Source organism: Escherichia sp. WS568 (assembly GCF_046486085.1).
GTDB lineage: Bacteria > Pseudomonadota > Gammaproteobacteria > Enterobacterales > Enterobacteriaceae > Escherichia > Escherichia coli.
Genome location: NZ_JBJQMC010000011.1, coordinates 68,678 through 84,459 on the forward strand (window position 1 = coordinate 68,678; position 15,782 = coordinate 84,459).

The 15,782-nt window shown below is 53.0% G+C and carries 15 protein-coding genes; 9 read left to right on the forward strand and 6 right to left on the reverse strand.

Features of this window, described 5'->3' with window-relative positions:
• Window positions 1-47: 47 nt before the first annotated feature.
• From alaS to mltB, 5 genes are all read right to left on the reverse strand, one after another.
• Complete coding sequence (gene alaS, locus ACJHWR_RS14010) at window positions 48-2,678, reverse strand: alanine--tRNA ligase (RefSeq protein WP_000047191.1); 2,631 nt, start codon at window positions 2,676-2,678, stop codon at window positions 48-50.
• Between the two features lie 128 nt (window positions 2,679-2,806).
• Entirely contained in the window at window positions 2,807-3,307 is a 501-nt protein-coding gene (gene recX, locus ACJHWR_RS14015; protein ID WP_000140495.1) for a recombination regulator RecX, read from the reverse strand.
• Between the two features lie 68 nt (window positions 3,308-3,375).
• Window positions 3,376-4,437, reverse strand: a complete 1,062-nt coding sequence (recA, locus tag ACJHWR_RS14020) for a recombinase RecA (RefSeq protein WP_000963143.1) — start codon at window positions 4,435-4,437, stop codon at window positions 3,376-3,378.
• A gap of 79 nt (window positions 4,438-4,516) precedes the next feature.
• Window positions 4,517-5,014 (reverse strand): nicotinamide-nucleotide amidase, encoded by a 498-nt coding sequence (gene pncC / locus ACJHWR_RS14025; protein WP_000132231.1) that lies wholly within the window; start codon window positions 5,012-5,014, stop codon window positions 4,517-4,519.
• Window positions 5,015-5,158: 144 nt separating this feature from the next.
• A complete protein-coding gene (gene mltB / locus ACJHWR_RS14030) occupies window positions 5,159-6,244 on the reverse strand; it encodes a lytic murein transglycosylase B (protein WP_012311623.1) in 1,086 nt (361 codons plus the stop codon).
• A 256-nt stretch (window positions 6,245-6,500) separates the two neighbouring features.
• Between mltB and srlA the strand changes: the two genes are divergently transcribed.
• The 7 genes from srlA (at window position 6,501) to gutQ (ending at window position 11,448) form a co-directional block, all read left to right on the forward strand.
• Window positions 6,501-7,064, forward strand: a complete 564-nt coding sequence (gene srlA / locus ACJHWR_RS14035) for a PTS glucitol/sorbitol transporter subunit IIC (protein WP_000573321.1) — start codon at window positions 6,501-6,503, stop codon at window positions 7,062-7,064.
• Entirely contained in the window at window positions 7,061-8,020 is a 960-nt protein-coding gene (gene srlE, locus ACJHWR_RS14040; RefSeq protein ID WP_000196926.1) for a PTS glucitol/sorbitol transporter subunit IIB, read from the forward strand. The genes srlA and srlE overlap by 4 nt, the downstream gene beginning before the upstream one ends.
• Before the next feature lie 10 nt (window positions 8,021-8,030).
• Window positions 8,031-8,402, forward strand: a complete 372-nt coding sequence (gene srlB, locus ACJHWR_RS14045; protein ID WP_000216213.1) for a PTS glucitol/sorbitol transporter subunit IIA — start codon at window positions 8,031-8,033, stop codon at window positions 8,400-8,402.
• 3 nt (window positions 8,403-8,405) lie between these two features.
• Complete coding sequence (srlD, locus tag ACJHWR_RS14050) at window positions 8,406-9,185, forward strand: sorbitol-6-phosphate dehydrogenase (RefSeq protein ID WP_001077343.1); 780 nt, start codon at window positions 8,406-8,408, stop codon at window positions 9,183-9,185.
• A 105-nt stretch (window positions 9,186-9,290) separates the two neighbouring features.
• Window positions 9,291-9,650: a transcriptional regulator GutM gene (gutM, locus tag ACJHWR_RS14055; RefSeq protein WP_000252908.1), complete on the forward strand. Its 360-nt coding sequence runs from the start codon at window positions 9,291-9,293 to the stop codon at window positions 9,648-9,650.
• Between the two features lie 66 nt (window positions 9,651-9,716).
• Window positions 9,717-10,490, forward strand: a complete 774-nt coding sequence (srlR, locus tag ACJHWR_RS14060; protein ID WP_000804553.1) for a glucitol operon DNA-binding transcriptional repressor SrlR — start codon at window positions 9,717-9,719, stop codon at window positions 10,488-10,490.
• The gene (gene gutQ, locus ACJHWR_RS14065; protein WP_001287420.1) at window positions 10,483-11,448 is read left to right on the forward strand and encodes an arabinose-5-phosphate isomerase GutQ; all 966 of its coding nucleotides are present in this window, start codon (window positions 10,483-10,485) and stop codon (window positions 11,446-11,448) included. Before srlR ends, gutQ begins: the two co-directional genes overlap by 8 nt.
• Here gutQ and norR read toward each other — a convergent pair.
• Window positions 11,445-12,959, reverse strand: a complete 1,515-nt coding sequence (gene norR, locus ACJHWR_RS14070) for a nitric oxide reductase transcriptional regulator NorR (protein ID WP_000010733.1) — start codon at window positions 12,957-12,959, stop codon at window positions 11,445-11,447. The two genes, gutQ and norR, sit on opposite strands and share 4 nt — an antisense overlap.
• A 186-nt stretch (window positions 12,960-13,145) precedes the next feature.
• On the opposite strand from norR, the gene norV reads away from it, so the two are divergent.
• Window positions 13,146-14,585, forward strand: coding sequence for an anaerobic nitric oxide reductase flavorubredoxin (norV, locus tag ACJHWR_RS14075; RefSeq protein WP_000029604.1), 1,440 nt, complete (start codon window positions 13,146-13,148; stop codon window positions 14,583-14,585).
• A complete protein-coding gene (gene norW / locus ACJHWR_RS14080) occupies window positions 14,582-15,715 on the forward strand; it encodes an NADH:flavorubredoxin reductase NorW (protein ID WP_000071563.1) in 1,134 nt (377 codons plus the stop codon). Before norV ends, norW begins: the two co-directional genes overlap by 4 nt.
• Window positions 15,716-15,782: the final 67 nt, after the last annotated feature.

The window sequence follows — 15,782 nt, forward strand, 5'->3', positions numbered from 1 at the left end:
AATGCGAATGCCGTGAAGCGAGTCCACGGCATTGCCTGACGCTTATATTATTGCAATTTCGCGCTGACCCAGCCTTTCACACTGGCTAACGCTGCAGGTAAGGCCGCAGCATCCGTACCACCGGCTTGCGCCATGTCAGGACGTCCACCACCCTTGCCGCCCACCTGCTGAGCGACCATACCAATCAGCTCCCCTGCTTTCACACGATCTGTGACGTCCTTAGATACGCCTGCAATCAGAGAAACCTTACCTTCGGCTACCGTTGCCAGCACGATAATTGTCGACCCCAGCTGATTTTTTAAATCGTCAACCATGGTACGCAACATTTTCGGCTCAACACCGCTAAGCTCGCTAACCAACAGCTTAACACCATTAACATCAATTGCCTTACTGGAAAGATTTGCGCTCTCCTGTGCGGCAGCTTGTTCTTTAAGCTGTTGTAACTCTTTTTCCAACTGACGCGTACGTTCCAGTACTGAACGCACTTTATCAGCCAGATTATTGCTATCGCCTTTCAGCAGATGCGCGACTTCGCTTAAGCGATCACTGTCTGCATGAACGGTGGCGATAGCGCCTTCTCCGGTTACCGCTTCGATACGACGAACGCCTGCAGCAGTACCCGATTCAGAGATGATGCGGAACAGACCAATATCACCAGTGCGGCTGGCGTGAGTACCGCCACACAACTCGGTGGAGAAATCACCCATGCTCAGCACGCGTACGCGCTCATCATACTTCTCGCCAAACAGCGCCATCGCACCTTTCGCTTTCGCCGCTTCGAGATCCATGATGTTGGTTTCGATCGGCAAGTTACGGCGAATCTGTGCGTTCACCAGGTCTTCGACCGCACGAATCTCTTCTGGTTTCATCGCTTCGTTGTGTGAGAAGTCGAAGCGCAGCACTTTGTCGTTAACCAGTGAACCTTTCTGCGATACATGAGTACCCAGAACCTGGCGCAGCGCAGCGTGCATCAGGTGCGTTGCGGAGTGATTCAGACGAATACGGGCGCGACGAGCCTCATCAACATCAGCCTGCACCGCGTCGCCCACTTTCAGAGAACCCGTAGCAAGTTTACCGATGTGACCAATCGCCTGGCCGTATTTCTGAGTATCTTCCACCGCAAAGGAGAAGTTAGCGCCTTTCAGTTCGCCTTTATCACCAACCTGACCGCCGGATTCCGCATAGAATGGCGTTTGATCCAGCACGACCACAGCTTCCTGGCCTGCATTGATGGCATCAACCGCTTTACCATCAACAAACAGCGCGGTCACTTTGCCGTTCAGTTCCAGATGGTCATAGCCTTTAAATTCAGATGCACTGTCAACACGGATCATTGCGTTGTAATCGGCACCAAAGCCGCTGGCTTCGCGCGCACGACGACGCTGCTCTTCCATTGCTGCTTCAAATCCAGCTTCGTCAACTTTGATGTTGCGCTCACGACAAACATCAGCCGTCAGGTCAACCGGGAAGCCATAGGTGTCGTACAGACGGAAAGCAGTTTCACCATCCAGCGTATCACCAGAAAGTTTTGCCAGCTCTTCATCCAGCAACGCCAGACCGCGCTCCAGAGTACGAGCAAACTGCTCTTCTTCAGTCTTCAGCACCTGCTCAACCTGCGCCTGCTGGCGTTTCAGGTCTTCACCCGCAGAGCCCATAACGTCGATCAGCGGACCAACCAGTTTGTAGAAAAAGGTTTCTTTCGCGCCGAGCATATTACCGTGACGCACTGCGCGACGAATGATACGACGCAGTACATAACCACGGTTTTCGTTGGACGGCATTACGCCATCCGCGATCAGGAACGCACAAGAACGAATGTGGTCAGCGATTACGCGCAGCGATTTATTGCTCAGATCGGTTGCGCCAGTGACTTTCGCTACCGCCTGGATCAGCGTGCGGAACAAGTCGATGTCATAGTTAGAGTTAACGTGTTGCAGCACCGCAGCAATACGCTCCAGACCCATACCGGTATCTACAGACGGCTTCGGCAGCGGTTCCATCGTGCCATCGGCCTGGCGGTTGAACTGCATGAAGACGATGTTCCAGATCTCAATGTAGCGGTCGCCGTCTTCTTCCGGACTTCCCGGAGGGCCACCCCAAATGTGGTCGCCGTGATCGTAGAAGATTTCGGTGCACGGGCCGCACGGACCAGTGTCACCCATCTGCCAGAAGTTGTCAGATGCGTATGGCGCACCTTTGTTATCGCCGATGCGAATAATACGTTCGCGCGGGATCCCTACTTCTTTTTCCCAGATTTCGTAGGCTTCGTCGTCGCTTTCATAGACGGTAACCCACAGACGCTCTTTCGGCAGGGCAAACCATTTTTCGCTGGTCAGCAGTTCCCATGCAAACTGAATGGCATCGTGTTTGAAATAGTCGCCGAAGCTGAAGTTGCCCAGCATTTCGAAGAAGGTATGGTGACGCGCGGTGTAACCGACGTTTTCCAGGTCGTTGTGTTTACCACCCGCACGCACGCAGCGTTGGGAAGTGGTAGCGCGGGAATAATTACGCTTGTCGAGCCCAAGGAACACATCCTTGAACTGGTTCATCCCGGCGTTGGTAAACAACAAAGTTGGGTCGTTATGGGGTACCAGGGAGCTGCTGGCAACTACCTGATGTCCCTTACTATGGAAAAAGTCGAGAAACGCCTGACGGATCTCAGCGGTGCTCTTGCTCATAATTATCCTGAAATCAAGCTAACGAAATATCGCCACCAGCCGTTGCGTGTCGTTAACCGCCCGGCTGGTAACTGAAAAGTGGGAATAAGATAAGTTTTCTTGACTGGGAAGTAAAATACCGTATGCGTTCAGTCGGCAAAATTTCGCCAAATATCCTGGATATCTTCCATCAGATAGCCACGATAGAGCAGAAAACGCTGGATCTTAACTTTTTCTGAAAAGACAGTTGGCAAAGGTTCGCCATATTTTCGCGTCGCCTGATCGCGCGCCAGTGCGCACCAGTCGATGTCACATTCACGCATCGCTTTTTCTGTCGCTTCGCGGGAAATACCTTTCTGATTCAGTTCCTGACGAATACGCGCAGGTCCATAACCTTTGCGGCTACGGCTGGCGATAAAGCGCGCAACAAATCGGCTGTCATCAAGATAGCCATGTTCATGGCACCAGGCAATAACGCGCTCGTAATCTTCTGCCGTGGCATCAATCTCTTCCGGGCCATTTTTGCCCATAATCGGTGCCGCGAGTTTACGTCGCAGTTCTTGCTCACTGTGATCGCGCACCGCCAGAATGCGTACCGCACGATCCAACAGGCGAGCATATGCCGGGCGAAGGGATGTTGATTCTGTCATGGCATATCCTTACAACTTAAAAAAGCAAAAGGGCCGCAGATGCGACCCTTGTGTATCAAACAAGACGATTAAAAATCTTCGTTAGTTTCTGCTACGCCTTCGCTGTCATCTACAGAGAAATCCGGCGTTGAGTTCGGGTTGCTCAGCAGCAACTCACGTACTTTCTTCTCGATCTCTTTCGCGGTTTCCGGGTTATCTTTCAGCCAGGCAGTCGCATTCGCTTTACCCTGACCGATCTTCTCACCTTTGTAGCTGTACCATGCGCCTGCTTTCTCGATCAGCTTCTCTTTCACGCCCAGATCAACCAGTTCGCCATAGAAGTTGATACCTTCGCCGTAGAGGATCTGGAATTCAGCCTGTTTAAACGGCGCAGCGATTTTGTTCTTCACCACTTTCACACGGGTTTCGCTACCCACCACGTTTTCGCCCTCTTTCACCGCGCCGATACGACGGATGTCGAGACGAACAGAGGCGTAGAATTTCAGCGCGTTACCACCGGTAGTGGTTTCCGGGTTACCGAACATCACACCAATTTTCATACGGATCTGGTTGATGAAGATCAGCAGCGTGTTGGACTGCTTCAGGTTACCCGCCAGCTTACGCATCGCCTGGCTCATCATACGTGCCGCAAGGCCCATGTGAGAGTCGCCGATTTCGCCTTCGATTTCCGCTTTCGGCGTCAGTGCCGCCACGGAGTCAACGACGATAACGTCTACTGCGCCAGAACGTGCCAGGGCGTCACAGATTTCCAGTGCCTGCTCGCCAGTGTCCGGCTGGGAGCACAGCAGGTTGTCGATATCGACGCCCAGTTTACGTGCGTAGATTGGGTCCAGCGCGTGTTCAGCATCGATAAACGCACAAGTTTTACCTTCGCGCTGGGCTGCGGCGATCACCTGCAACGTCAGCGTGGTTTTACCGGAAGATTCCGGTCCGTAGATTTCGACGATACGGCCCATCGGCAGACCACCTGCCCCAAGCGCGATATCCAGTGAAAGCGAACCGGTAGAGATGGTTTCCACATCCATGGAACGGTCTTCACCCAGGCGCATGATGGAGCCTTTACCAAATTGTTTCTCAATCTGGCCCAGTGCTGCCGCCAACGCTTTCTGTTTGTTTTCGTCGATAGCCATTTTTACTCCTGTCATGCCGGGTAATACCGGATAGTCAATATGTTCTGTTGAAGCAATTATACTGTATGCTCATACAGTATCAAGTGTTTTGTAGAAATTGTTGCCACAAGGTCTGCAATGCATACGCAGTAGCCTGACGACGCACCGCATCACGGTCACCGCTGAAGCATTCCCGGCGGGTAATACCTTCGCCGCGGGCGGTGGCAAAAGCAAACCAGACGGTGCCGACAGGCTTCTCTTCACTGCCGCCATCCGGCCCGGCGATACCACTAATAGACACGGCATAATCAGCACGAGCCGCTTTCAGTGCGCCTATCGCCATTTCCACCACGACGGGTTCACTCACCGCGCCATGCTGCGCCAGCGTCTCTTCACGTACGCCGATCATTTGCGCTTTGGCTTCGTTACTGTAGGTGACAAATCCGCGTTCAAACCAGGCGGAGCTACCGGCAATATCGGTAATCACTTTCGCTACCCAACCACCGGTACAAGACTCAGCAGTTGTTACGGTTGCGCCACGGGCTTTCAGCGCCTGCCCAACCTGTTCGCTTAACTGCATCAGTTCACTGTCAGTCATCACAACCTCTGTCAGTCAAAAATTTATGCCGGACAAGATAGCACTTTCGTCAGGAAGATGGTGTTGGCGTTGCAATTTTACGAGGAGGATTCAGAAAAAAGCTGATTAGCCAGAGGGAAGCTCACGCCCCCCTCTTGCAAAGAGTTACTGCACGCGCGCCAGCGCCACGGCTTGTCCTAACTGCCAGACCGCCATTGCGTAATGGGTGCTGTGGTTATAACGGGTAATGGTGTAGAAGTTCGGCAGACCGTACCAGTACTGGTAACCTGTTCCAACATCCAGACGCAGCAGGCTGGCTTGTTGATGGTTGCCCAGCGGCTGCTGTGGCGTTAAACCTGCCGCGGCAAGCTGCGAAATGCTGTACTTGGTTTTGAAGCCATTTGGCAAGCCTGGAGCCTGACCGTTTGCCATTACCGCAACCTGATCACCTTTCACCCAGCCGTGCGCTTTGAAATAGTTCGCCACACTACCAATGGCATCAACCGGATCCCACAGGTTGATATGCCCGTCGCCGCTGAAATCTACCGCATATTGTTTGTAAGACGACGGCATAAACTGTCCGTAGCCCATCGCCCCGGCAAAGGAACCTTTCAGATTGAGCGGATCGTCCTGCTCGTCGCGCGCCATTAACAGGAAGGTTTCCAGCTCGCCAGAGAAATATTCCGCGCGGCGTGGGTAGTTAAATGACAGCGTTGCCAGCGCATCGAGGATACGGGTTTTCCCCATCACGCGCCCCCAACGGGTTTCAACGCCGATAATCCCGACGATAATTTCCGGCGGTACGCCATACACCTGCCACGCGCGATTCAACGCATCTTCATACTGATTCCAGAAAACCACACCATTCTGCACGTTGTCCGGCGTAATAAATTTTTTGCGATAACGCAGCCATGCGCCGTTCGGACCTGATGGCGGTTTCACCGATGTGGTTGGTGCCTGGTTATCCATCAGCCGCAGTACCGAATCCAGACGTTTCGCCTGGGAGAGAATTTCCTGCAACTGCTGACGATTGAAACCGTGTTTGTTCACCATTTTGTCGATGAACTGCTGGGCATTCGGGTTATTGGCGAAGTCACCGCCCATCTGCATCACATTGTGCTGCGGCTCAAGCAGGAAGCCGCCAGACGGCGTTCCGGTGGTCGTTTCAGTCTCAGTAGGTTTTGGCTTGCTGCTACAGGCGGCAAGCAACACAAAAAGGGGAAGCAATGTTACATAACGACGCTTGAACATGAGGGGTCCATTTAACAGATTCAACCAGGGGCAAGTATGGTAAAGCATCCCGCCCCGCACAAGGAAGCGGTAGTCACTGCCCGATACGGACTTTACATAACTCAACTCATTCTCCTCACTACCTTCTTTATATAAACTTTCAAAATAAAATATTTATCTTTCATTTTGCGATCAAAATAACACTTTTAAATCTTTCAATCTGATTAGATTAGATTGCCGTTTGGTAATAAAACAATAAATCCTGAAGGAGAGAACAATGATAGAAACCATTACTCATGGTGCAGAGTGGTTTATCGGGCTGTTCCAAAAGGGCGGAGAGGTGTTTACCGGGATGGTGACCGGCATTCTTCCGCTGTTGATTAGCCTGTTGGTTATCATGAACGCACTGATTAATTTTATCGGTCAGCATCGTATTGAACGTTTTGCTCAACGTTGCGCCGGTAACCCTGTTTCCCGTTACCTGCTGTTACCGTGCATTGGCACGTTTGTCTTTTGCAATCCGATGACCTTAAGCCTGGGTCGCTTTATGCCGGAAAAGTACAAACCCAGCTATTACGCGGCGGCCTCTTATAGCTGCCACTCAATGAATGGCCTCTTCCCCCATATCAACCCTGGCGAACTGTTTGTTTATCTTGGCATTGCCAGCGGTCTGACAACACTGAATCTGCCACTTGGCCCACTGGCGGTGAGTTATCTGCTGGTTGGTTTGGTCACCAACTTCTTCCGCGGCTGGGTGACCGATCTGACCACCGCCATTTTTGAGAAAAAGATGGGCATTCAACTTGAACAAAAAGTTCATCTGGCAGGAGCAACATCATGACGCGTATTCGGATCGAAAAAGGAACGGGTGGCTGGGGCGGCCCGCTTGAGCTGGAAGCCAAACCGGGAAAAAAAATCGTCTATATCACCGCCGGTACCCGGCCTGCGATTGTTGACAAACTGGCACAGCTTACTGGCTGGCAGGCTATTGACGGATTTAAAGAAGGTGAACCCGCGGAGGCGGAAATTGGTGTCGCGGTAATCGACTGTGGCGGCACATTACGCTGTGGCATCTATCCGAAACGGCGTATTCCCACCATTAATATCCACTCGACGGGCAAGTCCGGCCCGCTGGCGCAGTACATTGTGGAAGATATTTATGTCTCTGGCGTAAAAGAAGAAAACATCACTGTAGTGGGTGATGCGACACCACAACCCTCTTCCGTGGGCCGTGACTATGACACCAGCAAGAAAATCACCGAACAAAGCGATGGTTTACTGGCGAAGGTGGGAATGGGTATGGGTTCTGCCGTTGCCGTGTTGTTTCAATCTGGTCGTGACACCATCGACACTGTATTAAAAACCATTCTGCCGTTTATGGCGTTCGTCTCGGCGCTTATCGGCATCATTATGGCTTCTGGCCTTGGTGACTGGATTGCCCACGGTCTTGCTCCGCTGGCGAGCCATCCACTGGGTCTGGTCATGTTGGCGCTCATCTGCTCCTTCCCGCTGCTTTCACCTTTCCTCGGCCCAGGCGCAGTTATCGCGCAGGTTATCGGCGTATTGATTGGTGTGCAGATTGGTCTCGGCAATATTCCGCCGCATCTGGCTTTACCTGCACTGTTTGCCATCAACGCGCAGGCGGCCTGCGACTTCATCCCGGTCGGTTTGTCGCTGGCGGAAGCTCGTCAGGACACGGTTCGCGTCGGTGTCCCTTCTGTTCTGGTGAGCCGCTTTTTAACCGGCGCGCCAACTGTACTGATCGCCTGGTTTGTCTCCGGTTTTATCTATCAATAGAGGCTGAAACATGACCGTTATTTATCAGACCACCATCACCCGTATTGGCGCGAGCGCCACTGACGCCCTCAGCGACCAGATGCTCATCACCTTTCGTGAAGGCGCGCCTGCGGATCTCGAAGAGTATTGCTTCATTCATTGCCACGGCGAGTTGAAAGGTGCACTCCATCCCGGTTTGCAATTTACGCTCGGGCGGCATCGCTATCCGGTGACCGCCGTTGGCAGCGTGGCGGAAGACAACCTTCGCGAACTGGGTCATGTCACCCTGCGCTTCGATGGTTTAAGCGAAGCGGAATTTCCGGGCACTGTCCATGTGGCAGGCCCTGTACCCGACGATATCGCGCCGGGATCGGTTTTGAAGTTTGAATCTGTTAAGGAGTAAAAAATGAATCAGGTTGCCGTTGTCATCGGTGGTGGGCAAACATTAGGCGCGTTCCTGTGCCACGGTCTGGCTGCCGAGGGGTATCGCGTCGCGGTTGTCGATATTCAGAGCGACAAAGCCGCAAATGTGGCACAAGAAATTAACGCCGAATATGGTGAAGGTATGGCGTACGGTTTTGGTGCTGACGCCACCAGCGAGCAAAGCGTTCTGGCGCTTTCTCGTGGGGTAGATGAAATCTTTGGTCGCGTGGATTTACTGGTCTACAGCGCCGGAATAGCAAAAGCAGCCTTTATCAGCGATTTCCAGCTTGGAGATTTTGACCGCTCGCTACAGGTGAATCTGGTGGGCTATTTCCTGTGTGCCCGTGAATTTTCGCGTTTGATGATCCGCGACGGGATTCAGGGTCGCATTATTCAGATCAACTCGAAATCCGGCAAAGTGGGCAGCAAACACAACTCTGGCTACAGCGCAGCGAAATTTGGTGGCGTCGGGCTGACTCAATCACTGGCGCTGGATCTGGCGGAGTACGGCATTACGGTGCATTCGCTGATGCTCGGTAACCTGCTGAAATCGCCTATGTTCCAGTCACTGTTGCCACAATACGCGACCAAGCTGGGTATCAAACCGGAGCAAGTCGAGCAGTATTACATCGATAAAGTACCGCTCAAACGCGGCTGCGATTATCAGGATGTGCTGAATATGCTGCTGTTCTACGCCAGTCCTAAGGCGTCGTACTGCACTGGTCAGTCGATCAATGTCACCGGCGGTCAGGTGATGTTCTGATCAACAGCGGAGATCTTTTAAGGATCTCCGCGCGACTAATAGAATGCCTGATGCGCTACGCTTATCAGGCCTACAGGACTTCCGCCACTACATTACGGAGAAGTTATGGTATCCGCACTCATCACCGTCGCCGTTATCGCCTGGTGTGCGCAACTGGCTTTAGGCGGCTGGCAAATTTCTCGTTTTAACCGTGCCTTCGACACACTATGCCAGCAAGGGCGGGTTGGCGTGGGCCGTTCCAGCGGGCGCTTTAAACCGCGGGTCGTGGTCGCCATCGCCCTGGACGATCAGCAGCGCATCGTCGACACCTTGTTTATGAAAGGACTGACCGTCTTCGCCCGACCGCAAAAAATTCCCGCAATTACCGGTATGCATGCGGGTGATTTACAGCCCGATGTGATCTTTCCCCATGATCCACTATCACAGAATGCTCTATCATTGGCGCTTAAACTGAAACGTGGATAATTTCGTTGTGAATGTTACTTGCTTGCGAAGTTATCATTTTGAAACCTAAATCAGGTAATCACGCCCATGAAACCTCGTCAGCGTCAGGCCGCCATTCTGGAGTATCTGCAAAAGCAGGGTAAATGCTCGGTTGAAGAATTGGCGCAATACTTTGACACCACAGGAACAACCATTCGCAAAGATCTGGTCATTCTGGAACATGCCGGAACCGTCATTCGTACTTATGGCGGAGTGGTGTTGAATAAAGAGGAATCCGATCCGCCTATCGATCATAAAACACTCATCAACACCCACAAGAAAGAGCTGATTGCAGAAGCTGCCGTTAGTTTTATCCATGATGGCGATTCGATCATTCTTGATGCTGGCAGTACCGTTTTGCAGATGGTTCCCCTGCTCTCGCGCTTTAATAACATCACAGTGATGACCAACAGCCTGCATATCGTCAATGCGCTATCCGAACTGGATAACGAACAAACTATCCTGATGCCAGGCGGAACATTTCGTAAAAAATCGGCCTCATTTCACGGGCAACTGGCAGAGAATGCCTTCGAGCATTTCACCTTCGATAAATTGTTTATGGGCACCGACGGCATCGATCTCAATGCGGGCGTAACCACCTTCAACGAGGTCTATACCGTCAGTAAGGCGATGTGTAATGCCGCGCGCGAAGTGATTTTGATGGCTGACTCATCGAAGTTTGGTCGTAAAAGCCCCAACGTGGTTTGTAGTCTTGAAAGCGTCGATAAGCTAATTACCGACGTAGGTATCGATCCGGCGTTTCGTCAGGCGCTGGAAAAGAAAGGGATCGATGTGATCATAACCGGAGAGAGCAATGAGTGAAGCACTACTGAACGCGGGACGTCAGACGTTAATGCTGGAGTTACAGGAAGCAAGCCGTTTACCGGAACGTCTGGGCGATGATTTTGTTCGCGCCGCCAATATCATCCTGCACTGCGAAGGCAAAGTGGTGGTTTCGGGAATTGGCAAATCGGGCCACATTGGTAAGAAAATCGCCGCAACGCTTGCCAGCACCGGCACTCCTGCCTTTTTTGTCCATCCGGCAGAGGCATTGCACGGCGACCTGGGGATGATCGAAAGCCGCGATGTGATGCTGTTTATCTCTTACTCCGGTGGCGCGAAGGAACTGGATCTGATTATTCCGCGTCTGGAAGATAAATCTATCGCGCTGCTGGCGATGACCGGCAAACCGACGTCACCGCTGGGCCTGGCGGCGAAAGCGGTGCTGGATATCTCCGTAGAACGCGAAGCCTGCCCGATGCATCTTGCGCCGACCTCCAGCACCGTGAATACCCTGATGATGGGCGACGCGTTGGCGATGGCAGTCATGCAGGCGCGTGGTTTTAATGAAGAAGATTTTGCCCGCTCCCACCCAGCCGGGGCACTGGGCGCTCGCTTGCTGAATAAAGTGCATCATCTGATGCGCCGTGATGACGCTATTCCGCAGGTAGCGTTAACCGCCAGCGTGATGGATGCGATGCTGGAACTCAGCCGCACCGGTCTGGGGCTGGTGGCGGTATGTGACGCTCAGCAACAGGTACAAGGCGTCTTTACCGACGGTGATTTACGTCGCTGGCTGGTTGGCGGCGGCGCACTCACCACGCCAGTCAATGAAGCGATGACGGTCGGCGGCACCACGTTGCAATCGCAAAGCCGTGCCATCGACGCCAAAGAAATCCTGATGAAACGCAAAATCACCGCCGCACCGGTAGTGGATGAAAACGGCAAACTCACCGGCGCAATTAACCTGCAGGATTTCTATCAGGCCGGGATTATTTAATCCTTCAGCCCCAGACGTTTCGCCAACCGATGCAAGTTGGCGACGTCGGTTTCCAGCATCCGTGCGCTGGCAGCCCAGTTGTGATGATTTTGTGCCAGTGCCTGACGAATGGTTTCACGCTGGAACGCTTCTGTCGCTTCACGCAGGTTTTGCTTAACGATAGGCACCGCCGCCGCTTCTGGCGGCGGCAACGTCACCTCAGGAAAAGCAAAATGTTGCGCTTCAAGAATCACTTCATCGCCGCTGCGAGTGGCTCTCGCCAGCACTACCGCCCGATGAATAGCATGTTCCAGTTCACGAACGTTCCCCGGAAAATTGTAGTGTTGCAGTAAATTTCGCGCTCTGGCACTTAATACCACGCGGGAGAGCCCCAACCGCAGGCGGCACTGTTCGCAGAAATACCCCGCCAGCAGAATGACATCATCGCCCCGCTCACGCAGCGGCGGCACTGAAAGTGGAAACACGCTCAGGCGGTGGAACAAGTCAGCGCGAAATCGCCCTGCCAGTACCTCTTCGCGTAAGTCACGGTTAGTCGCCGCCAGCACGCGCACATCGACCCGCAAACTGCGGTCATCGCCAACGCGCTGAATATCGCCATACTGCAACACCCGCAGCAGCTTGGCCTGCAATGCCAACGACAACTCGCCGATCTCATCCAGAAACAGCGTGCCGTTATCCGCCATTTCAAACTTCCCGCTGCGGTTACTGATAGCGCCAGTAAACGCCCCTTTCACGTGCCCGAACAACTCACTTTCCGCCACACTTTCCGGCAGTGCGGCACAGTTGAGATAGACCAGCGGATTCACCGCCCTTGGCGAGGCTTCATGAATCGCTTTCGCCACCAGCTCCTTACCGGTTCCCGTCTCACCGCTGATTAAGACGTTGAGATCGGACGCCGCCACAATCTCAATCTCTTTTTTCAATTGCGTCATGCCTGGCGACAGACCGATCATCTGCGTCTGTTTCACCGCTTCAAACGGCGCGGCATCGCCCGGCAGCATATTCTGGCTTTCCAGTTGCTCAATCAGCAACGCATTGCTTAACGCTCCCGCCGCCAGCGCGGCAATCAGGCGTAACTCTTCGTCGCTGAAAACATCGAACTGATCGGGCTGCATCCCGTCGAGCGTCAATGCGCCGATCAGGTTTTGCCCGGCAAACAATGGCAGACCAACGCAGGCGTGAACCTTCAGACTCTCCTGCCCGGGAATCAAACCGTCATAGGGATCGGGCAATTCGCTGTCTGCGGGAAAGCGCACCACGTCCCCGGCGCGGGCAATCGCTTCCAGCCGTGGATGCCCTTCCAGCGCAAAGCGTCTACCGAGTACATCCTTCGCCAGCCCGTCGATGGCAAGCGGAATAAACTGCCGCGAGTCATAACGTAGCAACGCAGAGGCATCACACTCCAGCACCTGACGCAGCGTGGTGATCAGGCGCTGAAAACGATCCTGATGACCAATCCCACGCTGCAATTCGATGGCGATATTCGCCAGCACATCAACGGAAAAACTCATCTTTGCCTCACTGTCAATTTGACTATAGATATTGTCATATCGACCATTTGATTAATAGTCATTTTGACTACTCATTAATGAGCATGAATTAATTTATACATAAAAATCAATCAGATAAAAAACTGGCACGCAATCTGCAATTAGCAAGACATCTTTTTAGAACACGCTGAATAAATTGAGGTTGCTATGTCTATTGTGGTGAAAAATAACATTCATTGGGTTGGTCAACGTGACTGGGAAGTGCGTGATTTTCACGGTACAGAATATAAAACGCTGCGCGGCAGCAGCTACAACAGCTACCTCATCCGTGAAGAAAAAAACGTGCTGATCGACACCGTCGACCATAAATTCAGCCGCGAATTTGTGCAGAACCTGCGTAATGAAATCGATCTGGCAGATATCGATTACATCGTAATTAACCATGCTGAAGAGGACCACGCCGGGGCGCTGACCGAACTGATGGCACAAATTCCCGATACGCCGATCTACTGTACTGCCAACGCTATCGACTCGATAAATGGTCATCACCATCATCCGGAGTGGAATTTTAATGTGGTGAAAACTGGCGACACGCTGGATATCGGCAACGGCAAACAGCTCATTTTTGTCGAAACGCCAATGCTGCACTGGCCGGACAGCATGATGACTTACCTGACAGGCGACGCGGTGCTGTTCAGTAACGATGCTTTCGGTCAGCACTACTGCGACGAGCATCTGTTCAACGATGAAGTGGATCAGACGGAGCTTTTCGAGCAGTGCCAGCGTTACTACGCCAATATCCTGACGCCGTTCAGCCGCCTGGTAACGCCGAAAATTACCGAGATCCTGGGCTTTAACTTGCCAGTCGATATGATAGCGACCTCTCACGGCGTGGTATGGCGCGATAACCCGACGCAAATTGTCGAGCTGTACCTGAAATGGGCGGCGGATTATCAGGAAGACAGAATCACCATTTTCTACGACACCATGTCGAATAACACCCGCATGATGGCTGACGCTATCGCCCAGGGGATTGCGGAAACCGACCCACGCGTGGCGGTGAAAATTTTCAACGTCGCCCGAAGCGATAAAAACGAAATCCTGACCAATGTCTTCCGCTCAAAAGGCATGCTGGTCGGCACCTCTACGATGAATAATGTGATGATGCCGAAAATCGCCGGGCTGGTGGAGGAGATGACCGGATTACGCTTCCGTAACAAACGCGCCAGCGCTTTCGGCTCTCACGGCTGGAGCGGCGGTGCGGTGGATCGTCTTTCCACGCGCCTGCAGGATGCGGGTTTCGAAATGTCGCTTAGCCTGAAAGCCAAATGGCGACCAGACCAGGACGCTCTGGAGTTATGTCGTGAACACGGTCGCGAAATCGCCCGTCAGTGGGCGCTCGCGCCGCTGCCGCAGAGCACGGTGAATACGGTAGTTAAAGAAGAAACCTCTGCCACCACGACGGCTGACCTCGGCCCACGGATGCAATGCAGCGTCTGCCAGTGGATTTACGATCCGGCAAAAGGTGAGCCAATGCAGGACGTTGCGCCAGGAACGCCGTGGAGTGAAGTCCCGGATAACTTCCTGTGCCCGGAATGCTCTCTCGGCAAAGACGTCTTTGACGAACTGGCATCGGAGGCAAAATGAGCAACAGCATTGTGATCATTGGTTCGGGCTTCGCCGCCCGCCAACTGGTGAAAAATATTCGCAAACAGGACGCCAGTATTCCATTAACTCTGATTGCCGCCGACAGCATGGATGAGTACAACAAACCTGACCTCAGCCATGTTATCAGTCAGGGGCAACGTGCCGACGACCTTACCCGCCAGACGGCAGGTGAATTTGCCGAGCAGTTTAATCTGCGCCTGTTTCCGCACACCTGGGTAACGGATATCGATGCCGAAGCCCATGTGGTGAAAAGTCAGAATAATCAGTGGCAATACGACAAGTTAGTGCTGGCAACCGGTGCCAGCGCCTTTGTCCCGCCAGTGCCCGGGCGTGAGTTAATGCTGACGTTAAATAGTCAGCAAGAGTATCGCGCCTGTGAAACGCAACTGCGGGATGCCCGACGCGTGTTGATTGTTGGCGGTGGCTTGATTGGTAGCGAGCTGGCGATGGATTTTTGTCGGGCAGGCAAAGCGGTCACGCTGATCGACAACGCTGCCAGTATTCTGGCGTCGTTAATGCCACCGGAAGTAAGCAGCCGCTTGCAGCATCGGTTGACGGAGATGGGCGTTCATCTGCTGTTAAAATCTCAGTTGCAGGGACTGGAAAAAACGGATTCTGGCATTCTGGCAACGCTGGAATGCCAGCGCTGCATTGAAGTGGATGCGGTAATTGCCGCCACCGGACTGCGCCCGGAAACCGCCCTGGCACGACGCGCCGGGCTGACGATTAATCGTGGCGTTTGCGTCGATAGTTATCTGCAAACCAGTAATGCCGATATTTATGCGCTGGGCGATTGCGCGGAAATTAACGGTCAGGTATTGCCGTTCCTCCAGCCGATTCAACTTAGCGCAATGGTGCTGGCAAAAAATCTTCTCGGCAATAACACGCCGCTGAAACTCCCGGCGATGCTGGTGAAAATCAAAACGCCAGAATTACCGCTGCATCTGGCAGGCGAAACCCAGCGTCAGGATTTACGCTGGCAAATTAATACCGAACGCCAGGGAATGGTTGCGCGCGGTGTTGACGATGCTGACCAGCTTCGCGCCTTTGTGGTCAGTGAGGATCGGATGAAAGAGGCGTTTGGATTGTTGAAAACGTTGCCGATGTAGGCATGGTTTTCTCCCTCGCCCAAAGGGCGAGGGGACTGTCCGCGCTACTTTTAACGCTTAGTTACGC